Source organism: Streptomyces sp. NPDC041191 (assembly GCF_055591945.1).
In genome coordinates this window covers 38,833-54,230 of record NZ_JBVIZC010000004.1, presented here as the reverse complement: position 1 = coordinate 54,230, position 15,398 = coordinate 38,833, and the positions used below count along the sequence as shown (strand labels likewise).

General features: G+C 74.9%; 13 protein-coding genes. 8 read left to right on the top strand and 5 right to left on the bottom strand.

The features are described from left to right. Window positions 1–46 precede the first annotated feature (46 nt). On the top strand, window positions 47–337 hold the full coding sequence (locus ACZ6AQ_RS09070; RefSeq protein ID WP_388699374.1) for an antibiotic biosynthesis monooxygenase family protein: 291 nt from the start codon (window positions 47–49) through the stop codon (window positions 335–337). 144 nt (window positions 338–481) lie between these two features. On the opposite strand, the gene ACZ6AQ_RS09065 is transcribed toward ACZ6AQ_RS09070, so the two are convergent. After that, on the bottom strand, window positions 482–1,579 hold the full coding sequence (locus ACZ6AQ_RS09065; RefSeq protein WP_468758638.1) for a cytochrome P450: 1,098 nt from the start codon (window positions 1,577–1,579) through the stop codon (window positions 482–484). Window positions 1,580–1,766: 187 nt separating this feature from the next. Between ACZ6AQ_RS09065 and ACZ6AQ_RS09060 the strand changes: the two genes are divergently transcribed. From ACZ6AQ_RS09060 to ACZ6AQ_RS09030, 7 genes are all read left to right on the top strand, one after another. Further along, window positions 1,767–2,783: a thiamine pyrophosphate-dependent dehydrogenase E1 component subunit alpha gene (locus tag ACZ6AQ_RS09060; RefSeq protein ID WP_388699368.1), complete on the top strand. Its 1,017-nt coding sequence runs from the start codon at window positions 1,767–1,769 to the stop codon at window positions 2,781–2,783. A gap of 12 nt (window positions 2,784–2,795) precedes the next feature. Beyond that, window positions 2,796–3,833 (top strand): alpha-ketoacid dehydrogenase subunit beta, encoded by a 1,038-nt coding sequence (locus ACZ6AQ_RS09055; RefSeq protein ID WP_388699367.1) that lies wholly within the window; start codon window positions 2,796–2,798, stop codon window positions 3,831–3,833. 32 nt (window positions 3,834–3,865) lie between these two features. After that, window positions 3,866–4,870 carry an ATP-binding cassette domain-containing protein gene (locus tag ACZ6AQ_RS09050; protein WP_468758637.1) on the top strand — a complete coding sequence of 335 codons (1,005 nt, stop codon included), beginning with the start codon at window positions 3,866–3,868 and terminating at the stop codon, window positions 4,868–4,870. Continuing rightward, on the top strand, window positions 4,867–5,694 hold the full coding sequence (locus ACZ6AQ_RS09045) for an ABC transporter permease (protein ID WP_468758635.1): 828 nt from the start codon (window positions 4,867–4,869) through the stop codon (window positions 5,692–5,694). Before ACZ6AQ_RS09050 ends, ACZ6AQ_RS09045 begins: the two co-directional genes overlap by 4 nt. A gap of 169 nt (window positions 5,695–5,863) precedes the next feature. Further along, window positions 5,864–6,919 carry an alpha/beta hydrolase gene (locus ACZ6AQ_RS09040; RefSeq protein WP_468758634.1) on the top strand — a complete coding sequence of 352 codons (1,056 nt, stop codon included), beginning with the start codon at window positions 5,864–5,866 and terminating at the stop codon, window positions 6,917–6,919. A gap of 31 nt (window positions 6,920–6,950) precedes the next feature. Beyond that, entirely contained in the window at window positions 6,951–9,860 is a 2,910-nt protein-coding gene (locus ACZ6AQ_RS09035) for a DEAD/DEAH box helicase (RefSeq protein ID WP_468758632.1), read from the top strand. Next, complete coding sequence (locus tag ACZ6AQ_RS09030; RefSeq protein ID WP_468758630.1) at window positions 9,857–11,164, top strand: SWIM zinc finger family protein; 1,308 nt, start codon at window positions 9,857–9,859, stop codon at window positions 11,162–11,164. Before ACZ6AQ_RS09035 ends, ACZ6AQ_RS09030 begins: the two co-directional genes overlap by 4 nt. Before the next feature lie 65 nt (window positions 11,165–11,229). Here ACZ6AQ_RS09030 and ACZ6AQ_RS09025 read toward each other — a convergent pair whose 3' ends face one another. The 4 genes from ACZ6AQ_RS09025 to ACZ6AQ_RS09010 form a co-directional block, all read right to left on the bottom strand. Further along, window positions 11,230–12,855: a PDR/VanB family oxidoreductase gene (locus ACZ6AQ_RS09025; protein ID WP_468758629.1), complete on the bottom strand. Its 1,626-nt coding sequence runs from the start codon at window positions 12,853–12,855 to the stop codon at window positions 11,230–11,232. Between the two features lie 225 nt (window positions 12,856–13,080). Beyond that, window positions 13,081–13,950: an NmrA/HSCARG family protein gene (locus ACZ6AQ_RS09020; protein WP_468758627.1), complete on the bottom strand. Its 870-nt coding sequence runs from the start codon at window positions 13,948–13,950 to the stop codon at window positions 13,081–13,083. A 41-nt stretch (window positions 13,951–13,991) separates the two neighbouring features. Further along, window positions 13,992–14,831, bottom strand: coding sequence for an NAD(P)H-binding protein (locus ACZ6AQ_RS09015; RefSeq protein ID WP_468758626.1), 840 nt, complete (start codon window positions 14,829–14,831; stop codon window positions 13,992–13,994). A 3-nt stretch (window positions 14,832–14,834) separates the two neighbouring features. Further along, a complete protein-coding gene (locus ACZ6AQ_RS09010; protein ID WP_388699346.1) occupies window positions 14,835–15,269 on the bottom strand; it encodes a SnoaL/DnrD family polyketide biosynthesis methyl ester cyclase in 435 nt (144 codons plus the stop codon). Window positions 15,270–15,398 lie beyond the last annotated feature (129 nt).

The following is a 15,398-nucleotide window of genomic DNA, read 5'->3' as shown; positions in this document are numbered from 1 at the left end:
CGCTGTCCCCGCTGTCCCGACGGACCCGACTGAGAGAGGCTCCCCCTTGATCACCTTCATCAACCGCTTCACGGTCACCGGACCGACCGAGCAGTTCGAGCGGGCGTTCGACGAGACCTCCGCGTTCTTCACCGCCCAGCCGGGGTTCCTCCGGCACCGCCTGATGCGGCACACCGAGGACCCCCGCGTCTACGCCAACCTCGCCGAGTGGGAGGACGAGGCGTCCTTCCGGAAGGCCCTGGGCCACCCCGGGTTCGCCGCCCACCGCGCGGCCCTGAGGGCGCTCAGTACCAGCGAGCCCCACCTCTACACCCCGCTGTACGAACGCTCCGCCTGAGGCCGCACCGGACCCGGACCCGCGGCCGGGTCCGGGAGCCGCGCGACAGCCGCACACGAGGGACGCCCGGCCGGGAAACCCCGGCCGGGCGTCTCTTCGCGCGTCCGCCCCGGTACGGCCCGCCGGGCCGTACCGGGGCGGAGGTCAGAACAGGACGGGCACCCTCAGCAGACCCCCCGTCACCGGCGCCCGCCGGCTCCGCACGACGGGACCGGCCGCCCGCGCCCCGGAACGGGCCGCGGCGAGCGCCGCCACCACCGTCTCGGCGACGGTCCCGGCGAACGGCTCCAGCGGCACCCCGTACGGCGCGGGGACCAGCGGCCGGGGCCCGGACCGGCCGGCATCGAAGACGTCCGGCCGGTCGAAGACCTCCGGGTCCCGGTTGGCCGCGCCGACCAGGACGGCCACCTGCTCCCCGGCCGCGATCCGCCGCCCGGCCACCTCCGCGTCCGCCGCCGCGGTGAACGCGTGCACCTTCACCGGCGGGTCGTGGCGCAGCGTCTCCGCCACCACCGCGGCCGCCCCCTCCCGCCCCCGGCCGGCGAGCGCCGCCCACCGTTCCGGCCCCGCGCCCAGCGCCCCGGCGACCAGCTCCCGCGCGGCACGCACCTCCACCACCGCCCGCGGCACGGCCGCGTCGCCCAGCAGCCCGCGCAGGGCGGCGACGGCGTCCGGCAGCCGGGCGGCGTCCTCGTACGAGGGCGGCGCCAGCGCCGCGTCGAGCGCCGGGGCCACCGCCGCGCACGCGCGGGCCAGCCGCTCGCGGTCCGCCCCGGCCAGACCGCCCAGGTCCGCCAGCACCTCGACGGGGACCCGGGCGGCGATCCCGGCGACCGCGTCCACCTCCCCGCGCAGCCCCGCCAGGAGCCGCTCGCAGACCCGCTCCGCCAGGGCCCGGACCCGGTCGGCGCCGTGCGGACCCCCGGGCCCGGGGGAGGGCAGCCCCCGGTCCCAGGCCACGGCCACCCGGGGCTGGGACACGGACCCGGACGACGGGCCGCCGTCCGCCGCCGGCAGGGCCAGCAGCTCGGCGGCCGTGGCGTACCGGGCGGTCACCCAGGTGCCCAGACGGCTGCGCCACAGCGGCCCCGCCTCCCGGTTGCGGGCGTACACCTCCCGCGGGTCCGGGCCGTCGTACCCGCGCAGCAGCGCGGCGTACGGATCGCCCTGCGCCCCGTACAACCAGTGGATTCCCTGCACGAGCTGGAGCCGGCGGCCCAGCTCCTTCTCCGCCACGACCATCGGGGGCTCCCCTCTCCCTCGCAGGCGCGTCCGCGCCACGAGCACGGCGCAGGCTACGCGGGCACGGCGGAGGATCGGTCGAGCGCGGACCCCGCCCGGCGCTCCGCCCCGGCTCCAGACGTGCTCCACCGGACGCGGGAACGATCACCACTCGGTTGTCCCGTCCACCCTGGAGGTGCCGTCGGCCGTGCCGAACCCCAACACACCCGAGGACCCGGTGGCGAATCCGGCCACGCTGCTCCGCGACATGGTGCGCATCCGCCGCGTGGAGGAGGAACTGGCGGACCTCTACCGCGACGAGCAGGAGATGCGCACCCCGGTGCACTTCTCCGTCGGCCAGGAGGCCGCCGCCGTCGGGGTCTGCGCCGCCCTGCGCGAGGACGACCTCGTCTACACCGGGCACCGCAGCCACGCCGCCTACCTCGCCAAGGGCGGCGACCTCACCGCCATGGTCGCCGAACTCTACGGGAAGGAGACGGGCTGCTCGGGCGGGCGCGGGGGATCCGTGCACCTGACCGACCGGGCCGTCGGCTTCGCCGGATCGGCGGCGATCCTCGGCGAGATGATCTCCGTGGCCACCGGTGCCGCCTGGGCCCTGGCCCGGCAGGGCTCCTCACGGGTCGTGGTCACCTTCTTCGGGGACGGGGCCTCCGAGGAGGGCGTCTTCCACGAATCCCTCAACTTCGCCGCGGTCCACCACGTCCCGGTCGTCCTCGTCTGCGAGAACAACTCCTACTCGATCTCCTCCCCGCTCTCCGCCCGTCAGCCGGCGAACTCCGCCACCACCGGGATCACCGAGCGGACCCGGGCGTACGGGATCGCGGCCGAGCGCGTCGACGGCAACGACGTCTCCCTCGTCCACGAGGCCGCCCTGCGGGCCGCCGCCCACTGCCGGGCCGGCCGGGGCCCGTACCTCCTGGAACTGGACACCTACCGCTGGCGCGAGCACGTCGGTCCGGGCTTCGACACCGGGATCGACCGCCCCGGGCCCGAGGTCGAGAGCTGGCTGGAGCGCTGCCCGGTCCGCCGGAGCGCGGCGGCACTGCGCCCCGGCACGCCCGACATCGACGAGCGCGTCGCCCGCTGGGACGAGGAGTTCCGCGACGAGACCCTGCTCGCGGTCACCGCCGCCAAGGCGGCGCCCTACCCCGACGTGGACCGGCTGACCGACGGGGCCTACGGGCGCCCGGCCGGCACGAGCTGACAGGAGAGCACGATGAGCCGGAAGCTCACGTACTGGCAGGCCATCGCCGAGGGCACCGTCCAGGCGATGGAGGCCGATCCGAGCATCGTCGTCGCCGGACAGAACGTCGACGACCACAAGGGCTCCTACGGCACCACCCGCTCCGCGCTCGAACGCTTCGGCGCGGGACGGGTGATCGACACCCCCAACAGCGAGAACGCCGTCGCCGGCATCTGCATCGGCGCCGCCGACCAGGGCCTGCGCCCCCTCGTGGTGCACACCCGGGCCGACTTCATGTTCCTGGCCATGGACGCGATGATCAACCTGGCCTCCAAGTGGCGCTACATGTACGGGGACAAGGGCGGCGTGCCGGTCGTCATGCGCGGCGTCGTCGGCCGCGGCTGGGGCCAGGGCGCCACCCACTCGCAGAGCCTGCACGCGACGTTCGGCCACTTCCCCGGCCTCTACGTCGCCGCTCCCGCCTCCCCGGCCGACGCCAAGGGCCTGCTGGCCACCGCCCTGCGCACGGACACCCCCGTGGTGCTGATGGAGAACCGCTCCCTCTACCCCGTCGAGGGCGAGGTGCCCGAGGAACTCACCCCCGTCCCCTTCGGGGTGGGCCGCATCGCCCGGCACGGCACCGACGTCACCGTGGTGGCCGCCTCGCTGATGGTCCACGAGGCCGAACGCGCCGCCGACCTGCTCGCCGAGCAGGGCATCGGCGTCGAGGTGGTGGACGTGCGCAGCATCCGGCCGCTGGACGAGGACATCATCTGCGAGTCGGCCGCCCGGACCGGCCGCGTCGTGGTGGCCGACACGAGCTGGGCGCGCTACGGCTTCTCGGCCGAGGTGGCCGCCGTGATCGCCGAACGCGTCCCGGGCGAACTGCGCGCACCGGTCCGCAGGATCACTCCCCCCGACTGCCCCGCCCCGGTGTCCTGGCCGCTGGAGGAGGCGTTCCACCCCAGCGCCGAGAAGATCGCCCGGGCCTGCCTCGACCTGGTGGGCTGGAACGGGACCACCGTGCCCGCCCTGACCGGGGTGGACGCCGGATTCGTCGGACCGTACTGATCCGGACCCCTCCGAACGAAAGGAAACGGGACGTGGAACCGAGCAGACCGGCGGTCGTCGCCGAGGGGCTCCGCAAGAGCTACGGCACGACCCAGGTGCTCGACGGGCTCGACCTCGTCGTACCGCGGGGCACGGTGTGCGGACTCCTGGGACCCAACGGCGCCGGCAAGACCACCACCGTCGGCATCCTCTCCACCCTGCTCTCCCCGGACCGGGGCCGCGCCGAGGTCGCCGGCTTCGACGTCGTCCGGCAGGCGGCCCGGGTCCGCTACCGCATCGGACTCGTCGGTCAGAACGCGGCCCTCGACGAGGTCCTCAGCGGCCGCCAGAACCTGGTGATGTTCGGCCGGCTCCACCACCTCTCCCCGGCCGCCGCCCGCCGCCGCGCGGACGAACTGCTGGAGCGCTTCCGCCTCACCGACGCCGGCGGCAAGCCGGTGAAGGACTGCTCCGGCGGCATGCGCCGCCGTCTGGACCTGGCGGCGAGCATGGTGCTGGCCCCGCCCGTCCTGTTCCTCGACGAGCCGACCACCGGCCTCGACCCGCGCAGCCGCAACGAGGTCTGGGACGCGGTCCGCGCCCTGGTCGACGGCGGCACCACCGTGCTGCTCACCACCCAGTACCTGGAGGAGGCCGACCAGCTCGCCGACAGCATCTCGGTCGTCGACGCCGGGAAGGTCGTCGCCGAGGGCACCCCGGAACAGCTCAAGAGCCGCATCGGCGGCGACCGGATCGACGTCGTGGCCCGCCGCGCCGACGAGCTGGGCAGGGCCGCCGCCGCCGTGGCCCGCGTCGGCGGGGCGGAGCCGGTCGTGAACGAGGACACCCGGCGGATCAGCGTCCGGGTCCGCGACCGCGCCACCGCCCTGGCGGACATCGTGCGGGCCCTGGACTCCGCCGGCGTCGCCGCCGAGGACATCGCCCTGCGCAGACCCACCCTCGACGAGGTGTTCCTCCACCTCACCGGAGCCGGCCGGCCGCCACGGGCCGGGGCGGACGCCGGACGGGAACCGGAGCCGGAGGTCGTGAAGGCATGAGCGTCACCGTCCCCGAACCCCCCACCGGACCGCTGTCCCGGCTGCGCTGGGCGCTCGCCGACGGCTGGACCGTCACCCTGCGCGGACTGACCCACTGGACCCGCGAACCCGGCACGGTCGTCAGCGCGATGCTCTTCCCCGTGATGATGGTCCTGATGTTCGGCTACTTCTTCGGTGGCGCGATGCAGGTCCCGGGCGGCGGCGACTACCGCGAGTTCCTCGTCCCGGGCATGTTCGTCATGACCATGGTCTTCGGGATGGGCGAGACGGTGGCCGCCGTCGCCGCCGACAAGAACCGCGGCGTCACCTCCCGCTTCCGCTCCCTGCCGATGGCCCCCTCGGCCGTCCTCGTCGGCCGCTGCGTCACCGACATGCTCAACTCGGTGCTCGGCCTCGCCGTGCTGTTCGCGGTCGGCCTCCTCATGGGCTGGGACGCGCACGGCACCGCCGGCGCGACCGTGGGCGCGGTCGGCCTGCTCCTGCTGCTGCGCTTCGCCCTGACCTGGGTGGGCATCTACCTCGGGCTGCTCATGAAGGGCCCGGAGGGCATCACCATGGTGCAGACCCTGGAATTCCCCGTCGGCTTCCTGACCAGTGCCTTCGTCGCACCGGCCACGATGCCGGGCTGGCTCGGCACCCTCGCCGAGTGGAACCCGCTGTCCTCCACCGTCGCGGCCACCCGTGAGCTGTTCGGGAACCCGGGGTGGGGCGGCGACTCCTGGATCGCGCAGCACGCCACCCCGATGGCCGTCGTCTGGCCCGTCGTCCTCTTCGCGGTCTTCTTCCCGCTGGCCGTCCACCGCTACCGCAACCTGACGAACTGACGGCACCGCCGGCGTACCGACGTACTGACGCAGCGCCGTACCGACGTACTGACGCAGCGCCGTACCGCCGTACCGGCTCAGCGCCGTACCGACGCACCGACGCACCGAGGGGACGGCCCGACCGGCCGTCCCCGCCCCCCCCCGCACCGACCTCTCCAGGAGAACCAGAATGGCCCTGCGCCCCCGAGCCCTGGCGGCAGCCGCCGCGGCCGCGCTTCTGCTGTCCCTGTCCGCGAACCCCGCGACCGCCTCCGCCGAGCGGACCGCCCGCTCCGGCGGGCCGGCCGGGACGACCTGCGTGCCGTTCGCCACCCGGGTGTCCCCCGCCGAGGACACCTCCGCCGACCAGCGGATCGCCGGCACGCTCTGCACCCCGCGCGGCCCCCGCGCCACCACGGTCCAGCTGCTGGTGCACGGCGGCACCTACGACCGGGACTACTGGAACGCCCGCGGCCGCACCGGCGGCCCCACCTACGTGGAGGCCGCCACCCGCGCGGGACACGCCACGCTGGCGTTCGACCGGCTGGGCACCGGCACCAGCTCCGCCCCGCACAGTTCCCGCTTCACCGAGACCACCCACGAGTGGGTGACCCTCCAGCTCGTCCGCGCCCTGCGCGACCGCGGCTACCGGAAGGTCGTCCTGGTCGGCCACTCCTTCGGCGCGACGGTGGCCCGCATGGTCGCGGTCAAGCACCCCGACGCCATCGACGGACTCGTCCTCACCGGCGAGGGCGCCCCGCCCAACCTGGCGGCGTTCGAGGAGATGGGACACCTGTACATGCCCGCCGGGCAGCACCCGCTGCTGTCCTGGCGCCGCCTCGACGACGGCTACCTCGCCCTGCGGACCGGCGCCAAGGCCGACTGGTTCTACGACCGCCGGACCACCGAGCCGCGCGTGCTGCTGCGCGACGAACTCACCACCGAGCCGAGCGTCTACCCCAACGATCCGGCCTACGGCGACATCTCCCTCAACGGGCGCATCCAGGTCCCCGTCCTCGTCGTCGTCGGCCAGAACGACAAGCTCATCTGCGGCGACCAGGGCGCCGACTGCTCCAGCCCCGCCGCCCTGAAGGCCGCCACCGCCCCCCTGTACGGGCCCCGGGCCCGGCTGGAAACCCTCCTCGTTCCGGCCACCGGGCACAGCCTCAACATGCACCGCACCGCGCCCACGTGGTACCCCTACGTGCAGGACTGGACGAAGCGCCTTGTGAACGGCGCGCGTTGACCGGACCGCGGAACCAGGGGGCGGAGCAGAGATGGTGTGGATGTCGCGTGAACAGGCCGGCCTGTTGGCGCAGTGCCCGGTGGTCTTCGAGGCGGGCGATCCGGCCCGTACCGGAAAGCTCGTCTTCCGGTACCCCGGCACCCCGGCCGGCCGCGACTCCGACGCGCCGCCCCTCCCCGGCGAACCCGGCGAGGCCGACCTGGTCACCGCCGACGACGGCACCCCCGAGGTGCGCCGCCACCGCGTCCTGCGGCTGACCGTCGCCGAGGCGCTGCCCGTCCTCACCCTGGCCCGCCGGCTGCGCACCGGGGCGGCCGGCGGCGGTACGGACGGCGTCGTTCCCAGCCCGTCCGCGGCGTTCTGGGGCGCCGCCACCGCCCTCGGCCTGCACCTCGCCGCCCGCGAACGGCTGCTCCCCGGCGTCTCCGCCACCGGTTACGACACCTGGCGCGCCGGCCCGCTCGCCCCGGAGGACAGCGGGCGCATCCGCGAACTGGCCGCCGCGGCACCGGCCGAGGCGCTCGCGACCCCCCTGCCCGTCCCGCCCGGCGGCCCGCTGCTCCTGCCCGACGCCGCCACCCTGCTCCGCTCCTTCGTCGACGCGGTCGCCGACACCCTCCCGCGCACCGCCGCCGCCCGGGCCGTGGCCGGCCGCCCGGCCTTCGCCGCCGTCGAGCCCCAGTACGTCCCCCAGCTGCGCGCCTGGGCCGAGGAGATCTCCGCCGGCATCGACTCGGGCGTACGGCTGGCCCTGCGCCTGGACCTGGTGCCCGCCTCCGACGGCCGCCCGCCCGCCGTGCGCCTCGTCCCCCGGGTGACCAGCCGCGCCGACCCGACCCTCGGTGCCGACGCCGACGAACTGTTCGCCTCGGCCGGGGCGGCCGGGCTCGGACCGCGGGCCCAGGCCGACACGGTCCTCGCCGTACGACGGGCCGCCGACGTCTGGCCGCCCCTCTCCCGCCTGCTGCCGGTGCCCTCCTCCCTCGAACTCACCGCCCGCGAGGTCCAGGACCTGCTCGGCGACACCACCGGCCGGCTCGCCGCCCACGACATCGAGGTGATCTGGCCCGAGGAGGCCGCCCGCTCCCTGACCGCCCACGTCGTCGTCGGCGGCGAACGGACCCCGCCCACCGACCTCCGCTCCTTCTTCGGCGGCGACGGCACGGTCGACCTGCGCTGGCGGCTCGACCTCGACGGACAGCCCCTCACCGAACAGGAGATGGGCGAGATCGCCGCCGCCGAACAGCCGCTGGTCCCGCTGCGCGGGAACTGGGTGCTCATCGGCGCCGACATCGCCCGCAAGGCCCGCGAACGCGACCTCAAGCCGCTCACCGCCATCGAGGCGCTCGCCGTCGCCCTCACCGGATACACCGAGGTCGGCGGCGCGCAGGTGCGCGTCGCGCCCAGCGACTGGCTCCTCGCCCTGCGCCGGCGCCTGACCGAGACCGACGACGGCGCCGGAGCGGTCGAACAGCCCGCCGCCCTCACGGCCACCCTGCGCGACTACCAGCTGCGCGGACTGCGCTGGATGCACCGCCTCACCTCGCTCGGCCTCGGCGGCTGCCTCGCCGACGACATGGGCCTGGGCAAGACCGTCCAGCTGATCTCGCTGCACCTGCTGCGCCAGGAGCACCCGGACAGCGCCGGCCCCACCCTCGTCGTCTGCCCCGCCTCCCTCCTCGGCAACTGGCAGCGCGAGATCGGCAGGTTCGCCCCCGGCACCCCCGTCCGCCGCTACCACGGCCCCGCCCGCACCCTGGCCGGCGCCGACTCCGGCTTCGTCCTCACCACCTACGGCACCATGCGCCTGGACGCCGAGCAGCTCGGCGCGCACCGCTGGAGCACGGTCGTCGCCGACGAGGCCCAGCACGTCAAGAACCCGCACTCCAGCACCGCGAAGGCGCTGCGGCTCATCCCCGCCCACGCCAAGATCGCCCTGACCGGCACCCCGGTCGAGAACAACCTGTCCGAACTCTGGGCCCTCCTCGACTGGACCACTCCCGGCCTCCTCGGCGGCCACGGCCACTTCCGCGGCCGCTGGATCGCCGCCATCGAGGCCGAGCGCAAGGAACGCGCGGAGTTCGGACCGCCGCCGGGGGAGGAGGGGGAGTACGGCTCCACCGCGCGGCGACTGGCCGAACTGGTCCGGCCGTTCCTCCTGCGCCGCAAGAAGTCGGACCCGGGCATCGCCCCCGAACTCCCGCCCAAGACCGAGACGGACCGCCCGGTCTCCCTCACCCCCGAGCAGCGCACCCTGTACGAGACCCAGGTCCGCGAGGTCATGGCGCGGATCAGGGCCACCGACGGGATCGCCCGGAGCGGCCTGGTGCTCAAACTGCTCACCGGCCTGAAACAGATCTGCAACCACCCCGCGCAGTTCCTCAAGGAGACGGAGGACGTCCGGCTGGCGGGCCGCTCCGGCAAACTGGAACTCCTCGACGAACTCCTGGACACCATCGTCGCCGAGGACGGGGCCGCCCTGGTCTTCACCCAGTACGTCACCATGGCGCGGCTCCTGGAGAGGCACCTGCGCGAACGCGGCGTCCCCACCCTGATGCTCCACGGAGGCACCCCGGTGCCCCGCCGCGAGGAGATGGTCCGCCGCTTCCAGGACGGGGAGGTGCCCGTCTTCCTGCTCTCCCTCAAGGCCGCCGGCACCGGACTCAACCTCACCCGCGCCGACCACGTCGTGCACTACGACCGCTGGTGGAACCCGGCGGTCGAGGCCCAGGCCACCGACCGTGCCTACCGCATCGGACAGAGGCGCGCCGTCCAGGTGCACCGGATGATCGCCGAGGGCACCGTCGAGGACCGCATCGCCGCCCTGCTGGAGGCGAAGAAGGGCCTGGCGGACGCCGTACTGGGCTCCGGGGAGCAGGCACTGACGGAACTGACCAACGACGAACTGGCCAACCTGGTCGAACTGAGGAGCGCGGGATGAGCGGGGACGAGACGGGCGCACGGGGCTTCCCGGCCTTCGCCGCGCGCCGGGGCGGCCGGGCACGCGGCCAGTCCTGGTGGGGCAGGGCCTGGGCGGACGCGCTGGAGGACACCTCCCTGGACGAGGAGGCGCTGAAGAAGGGCCGGGCCCACGCGCGGACCGGCCGGCTCGGACCGATCACGGTCAGCCCCGGACGCGTCTCCACCACCGGCTACGAGGGCGACGCCCCCTTCAGGACGGTGCTCACCCTGGAGCGGCTCGACGAGGACGACTGGGAAGCCCTCTGGGAGAGGACCGCCGACCGGCCCGACGTCGCCGACGGATTCCTCGCCGGCGAACTGCCGCCCGACCTGCTGGAGGCCGCCGAGGACGCGCGGGTCCGGCTCCTGCCGGGCTACGGCGACCTGGAGGCGGACTGCGACTGCGACGCCTTCGAGCACCCCTGCAAGCACGCGGCCGCGCTCTGCTACCAGGTGTCCTGGCTCCTCGACGAGGACGCGACGCTCCTCCTCCTGCTGCGGGGACGCGACGCGGAGGAGGCACGGGAGGAGCTCCGGTCCGTCCTGCTGATGCGGGCGATCATCGGCGACCTCGGGGACCTCGGGGACCTCGATGACGATGACGACGACGCGGAGGACGCCGATGCGGAGGAGGACGCGACGGAGGAGGGGACCGCCGCGCCGCTGCCGGACGGCGTTCCCGCCGAGGACGTGTTCGCCCGCGAACCGGCGGCGCTGCCCGGCCTGCCGCCGCTGCCCGGACCGCCTCCCGGACGGGACGCCTCCTCCACCGGGGCGGGAGCCGACCCGCTGGAGGAGCTGGTCACCACCGCGGCCGTGCGCGCCCGCGAACTGCTCGCCTACACCCACGGCTTCACCGCCGAACCCCCGGCACCGCTCGACCTCTGGCGGGACTGCGTACGGATCGCGGCGAACCGCCCCGACGCGCGCGTCCTGACCCGCCTGAGGGAGGCGTGCGGCAGCCCGGAGCGGCTCGACCGGGCGGCCGAGGCGTGGCGGCTGGGCGGGAGCGCCGGCCTGGACGTGCTGGAGGAGCCCTGGACGCCGTCCGGGCAGGACACCGCCCGCGCCCGTACCGCGCTCACCGCGGGCTGGGAGGGCGACGAACTCCCCGAGCCGGAGGTGCGGGACAACCGCTGGACGCTGGCCGGCGGCGGGCTCCAGCTCCGCTACGGCCGGGACGGCCGCTGGTACCCGTACCGGTGGGAGGACGGCCGGTGGTGGCCGGCCGCCGCGCCGCGCCACGACCCGGCCGAAGCCCTCGCCGAGCTCCTCGACGGCTGAGGCGCCCCGGAGGCCGTCGCCGCGGCGGGCCCGGAACGGACGGACGTCCGTCCCGGGCCCGCGCGCTACAGGTCCACCACGACCCGGCCGCCGCGGGCCCGCGAGACGCACGGGTACATCACGTCCGTACGTTCCCGCTCGGCGGGGGAGAGGACGTGGTCACGGTGGTCGGGGACGCCCCGCAGCACGCGCAGCTCGCAGCTTCCGCACAGGCCGTCCTCGCAGGAGGCGGAGAGGGCGGGCGCCTCCTGCCGCAGGGCGTCCAGGGCCGACTGGTCGGCCCGGACGCCCACCACCGCACCGGTGCTGCCGAGTTCGACCTCGAACGGGAGGTTCTCGCCCGCGGCCGTGTCCGCCGGGGCCGCGAACCGCTCCAGGTGCAGGACCCCTCCGGGACAGGCGGTGTCCATCAGCTCCTCGACGGCCCGCGTCAGCCCGTCCGGGCCGCAGCAGTACACCGCCGTGCCCGCCGGGCACGCCGACAGGTGCGCGGCGAGGTCGGGACGGTCCGTCAGGTCGCGCGCGTACACGGAGACCCGTTCCGCGCCGTACCGCTCCAGCCGGGGCAGGAACGCCATGGAGGCGCGGCTGCGGCCCACGTACAGCAGCCGCCAGGGGGTGCCCCGCCGCTCGGCCTCCTCGATCATGGGCAGGAAGGGGACGATCCCGATGCCGCCCGCGACGAACAGGAAGGCGGGGGCGCCGGCCAGCGGGAAGTGGTTGCGCGGCCCGCGCACGGCGACGCGGTCGCCCACGGACAGGCCGTGGACCTCGGCCGAACCGCCCCTGCCCGCCGGTTCCCGCAGCACCGCCACGTGATAGGCCGACCCGTCCGCCGGATCGCCGTGCAGCGAGTACTGGCGCACCTTCCCCGAGGGCAGGACGAGGTCGATGTGCGCGCCCGGCCGCCACGGTTCGGCGGCCGCTCCGGAGGCGGGCACCAGCCGCAGGCCCACGACGCCCTCGGCCGGCCGGTCGACGGCCCCGACGGTCACCGGTACGTCCCCGGCCCGGACCGGCCCGGTGGCCGGGGCGGAACCGGCGGCCGGGGCGGAGGAGCCCGCGAGGGCCCGCGCGTACCGGAGTCCCCGGCGGGTGCGCCCCCACGGCTTGTAGACCGAGACGACGCCCACCAGCACCAGCACGCCGAAGACCGGCGGCACGGTCCAGGCCAGCAGCGTCCCCTCCGGGCTCGGCCGGTGGACCCCGCCCCCGGTCGCGGCCGCCTTCTCGGCGGCGGTCAGCACCAGCGGATGGGTGTACACCCAGGCGAAGGCCGTGACGACCAGGGTGAGGACCCACTTCACCACCAGCCACCAGTGGCGCATCAGGCCCCACGGCGTCCCGCATCCCAGCAGCACGCCGGTGACCCCGCAGACCAGGCTGACCACCGAGACGGTGCTCTCGTCGAAGACGTACATCGCGTAGTACGCGCCCTCGGCCACGCCGGGGTCCGAGGTGAGGTGTCCGATGAGCGCGAGGGTGGCCATCGACAGGGACAGGCCCAGCCAGCCGACCGACGACAGGATGTGCAGGACGAGGGTCAGCTTCCGCCCTCGGGGACTCAGCCGGAAGGGTTTCCGCGCCGCCGGGGCCGGGGCCCCGGGCGGCGCTCCCTCCCTCTCTCTCCCGGACGGTTCCCGCGTCCGGTCGACGCCGGACGGGGGGCGGTGCCGCGTGGGGGTTGCCAAGGCTGTCTCGCTTTCGTCTCGCGTTCCGTGCCGGCCGTGCGCGTCGCGCGCCATCCGCCGGGCTGCCGGTGCGCTCGACGGCCTTCCCACCGTCGCGTCCGCCGCTGGAGTCCCGCTCGCGCGCACGCGGACGGCGCCTCGGGCGCGCGGCCGCCGGCCCGCACGCGGACGGGGCCGGAGACCGCCCGCGCGGTCCCCGGCCCCGTCGCCCGCCCGGCGCGGCCGTCAGGCCGTGGGCACCGGGATGCCCTCCAGGTAGGTCGCGAAGGACCGCAGCCCCGGGTGCGCGGCCCGCAGCGCCTCGATGTCCGCCCGGTACCCGTGCTCCTGGAACCACTCGAACATCAAGGCGATGTCGGGGGCGTTGGGGATGTACGGGTTGCCCGCCACCGCGTCCAGCGGAAGCTCCTCGAACCGGGCCGGCAGGCCCGAGCGGACCGAGAACGCCTCCGCGATCTCCGTCGCGGTCAGGGCGTCACCGGCGATCTCCACCGCCCGGCCCACGTACTCCTCCGGCCGGTCGAAGGCTTCGGCGGCGAACCAGCCGATGTCGTCCACCGCGATGAACTGCACCCGGGTGTCGGGCTTCAGCGCCAGTCGCACCACCAGCGTGCCGTCCACCCGCTCGGGCCCGTGAGCGGCGAAGTTGTCCATGAAGAACGTCGGGCGCAGCACCGTCAGCGGCACGCCCGTGTTCTCCAGGTACCGCTCGATGCCCCGCTTGGAGTCGAAGTGCGGAACCCCGCTCTCCCGCTCCGCGCCGCCCACCGACGTGTACACCACGTGACCGGTGCCGGCGGCCTTCGCGGCCCGCGCGAGCGCCCGGCCCTGGCGCACCTCACCCCCCAGCCCGGCCGGGGTCATGAAGTTCTGCACGGCGAACAGGCCGTGGAAGCCCTCCAGCGCCGACCGCAGCGACGCCTCGTCGTCGAGGTCGCCCCGGACCAGCTCCACCCCCAGGTCCGCGAGCCCCCGCGCCCGCTCCGAGGCCGGGTCCCGCACCAGTGCGGCCACCGGCCGGCCGCGGCGGACCAGCTCGCGCGCCACCGCCCCGCCCTGCAGACCGGTCGCACCGGTCACCAGAATCCTGCTCATCCGACCCTTCCCTCCATTCGCTTGACGCGTTTCCCGGCTGTTCAGCGGAACAGGGCCGCGTTCTCCGCGGCCCACCGGCGGTAGGGGCGCGGATCGCGCCCGGTGAGGTCACGCACCGCGCCGGTGGGCCTGGCCCACGGCACCTCGGGACTGCGCAGGGCCGCCACGTTGCTCTCGGCGGCCGGACGGTCCCCGGTGATCCCGGCGAACACGTCCACCACCTCCTCGGGCGGCGCCACCGAGAACTCCAGCTCCCGTCCCAGCACGCCGCCCAGGATGCGGGCCTGCTCCTCGGAGGTCAGCGTCTCCGGACCGGTGAGCAGGTACGACTTCCCGAGGTGGCCGTCCCGCGTGAGCGCGACCACCGCCGCCGAGGCGATGTCGTACTCGTCGATCGGGGCGCCGGGATTGTTGCCGATCCAGCAGCGCACCGAGCCCGACTCGCGGACCGTACGGATCCACCAGGAGGTGTTGGCGTGGAACGGGCCCGGCCGCAGGAAGGTCCACGGCACCCCGGACTCCTCGATCACCACCTCGGCCGCCCGGTGCTCCTCCGCGATGCCGTGCGGCACCGGGTGCTCGATGCCGGCGGAGGACAGCAGCACGATCCGGGAGGTGCCGGCCGCGCGGGCGGCGGCCGCCACGTGGGCGGCCTCACCGCCGACGTCGCCGGAGAGCACCACCAGGGCGGCGGTGACCCCGTCGAAGGCGGCCGTCAGCGAGGCGGGATCGGCGGGACTGCCCGCCACCACGTCCACGCCCCCGGGCAGGTTCGCCTCCTCGGGGCTGCGGCTCAGCGCGCGGACCGGAAGGCCCAGCGCGAGCAACTGGTCGACGGCCTCGCGGCCGACCTTGCCGGTGGCTCCGGTGACCAGGAACACGGCTCAGTCCCTCCAGCCGCGCGGCTCCGGCCACGGCGAGCCGAGCTGCCGGTACGTGCCCTGGTAGTCCGGCCAGTCCCGGTGGTCGCGGATCTTGCCGTCGACGAAGCGGAGGAGGTGGATCTGCTCGCCGGAGAAGACCCGGCCGGTGGGGGCCATGCCGACGAGGTCCCCCACGTGACGGCCGTACAGGACCAGGTACGCGCGCACCCACTCCCCGCGCTCCTCCAGCTGCACCTCCTCCAGCCGGGCCTCCTCCGAGAACGTCATCCGCAGCCACTTGACGGCCATGGCGAAGGAATCGGGGCCGCGCAGGTCCATGTGCTCCAGCGCGGCCGGGTTGAGGTAGTCCGGGTGGATGTACTCCGCCACGTCGTCGGTGTTTCCGGTGTTGTACGCCTGGATCATCCGGCGCACGGCATCTGTCTGGCTGCTCATCGCATTCCTTCCGGGGAATGTGTCTCCGGTCCTCCGGTTCTTTCGCAATCCTGCGGGTCGGGAAGCCGTCCCGACAACCTCCTGGGATATCCGGAAAAGGAATTCGACGGAGCGTGCAGCGGGATTCGA

What these genes read in the sequence shown, in the direction of transcription:
- ACZ6AQ_RS09065 (WP_468758638.1), bottom strand. Translation starts at nt 1,579, where the DNA reads ATGGTCGTGGCGGAGAAGGAGCTGGGCCGCCGGCTCCAGCTCGTGCAG.
- ACZ6AQ_RS09055 (WP_388699367.1), top strand. Translation starts at nt 2,796, where the DNA reads ATGAGCCGGAAGCTCACGTACTGGCAGGCCATCGCCGAGGGCACCGTC.
- ACZ6AQ_RS09045 (WP_468758635.1), top strand. Translation starts at nt 4,867, where the DNA reads ATGAGCGTCACCGTCCCCGAACCCCCCACCGGACCGCTGTCCCGGCTG.
- ACZ6AQ_RS09040 (WP_468758634.1), top strand. Translation starts at nt 5,864, where the DNA reads ATGGCCCTGCGCCCCCGAGCCCTGGCGGCAGCCGCCGCGGCCGCGCTT.
- ACZ6AQ_RS09035 (WP_468758632.1), top strand. Translation starts at nt 6,951, where the DNA reads ATGGTGTGGATGTCGCGTGAACAGGCCGGCCTGTTGGCGCAGTGCCCG.
- ACZ6AQ_RS09030 (WP_468758630.1), top strand. Translation starts at nt 9,857, where the DNA reads ATGAGCGGGGACGAGACGGGCGCACGGGGCTTCCCGGCCTTCGCCGCG.
- ACZ6AQ_RS09020 (WP_468758627.1), bottom strand. Translation starts at nt 13,950, where the DNA reads ATGAGCAGGATTCTGGTGACCGGTGCGACCGGTCTGCAGGGCGGGGCG.
- ACZ6AQ_RS09010 (WP_388699346.1), bottom strand. Translation starts at nt 15,269, where the DNA reads ATGAGCAGCCAGACAGATGCCGTGCGCCGGATGATCCAGGCGTACAAC.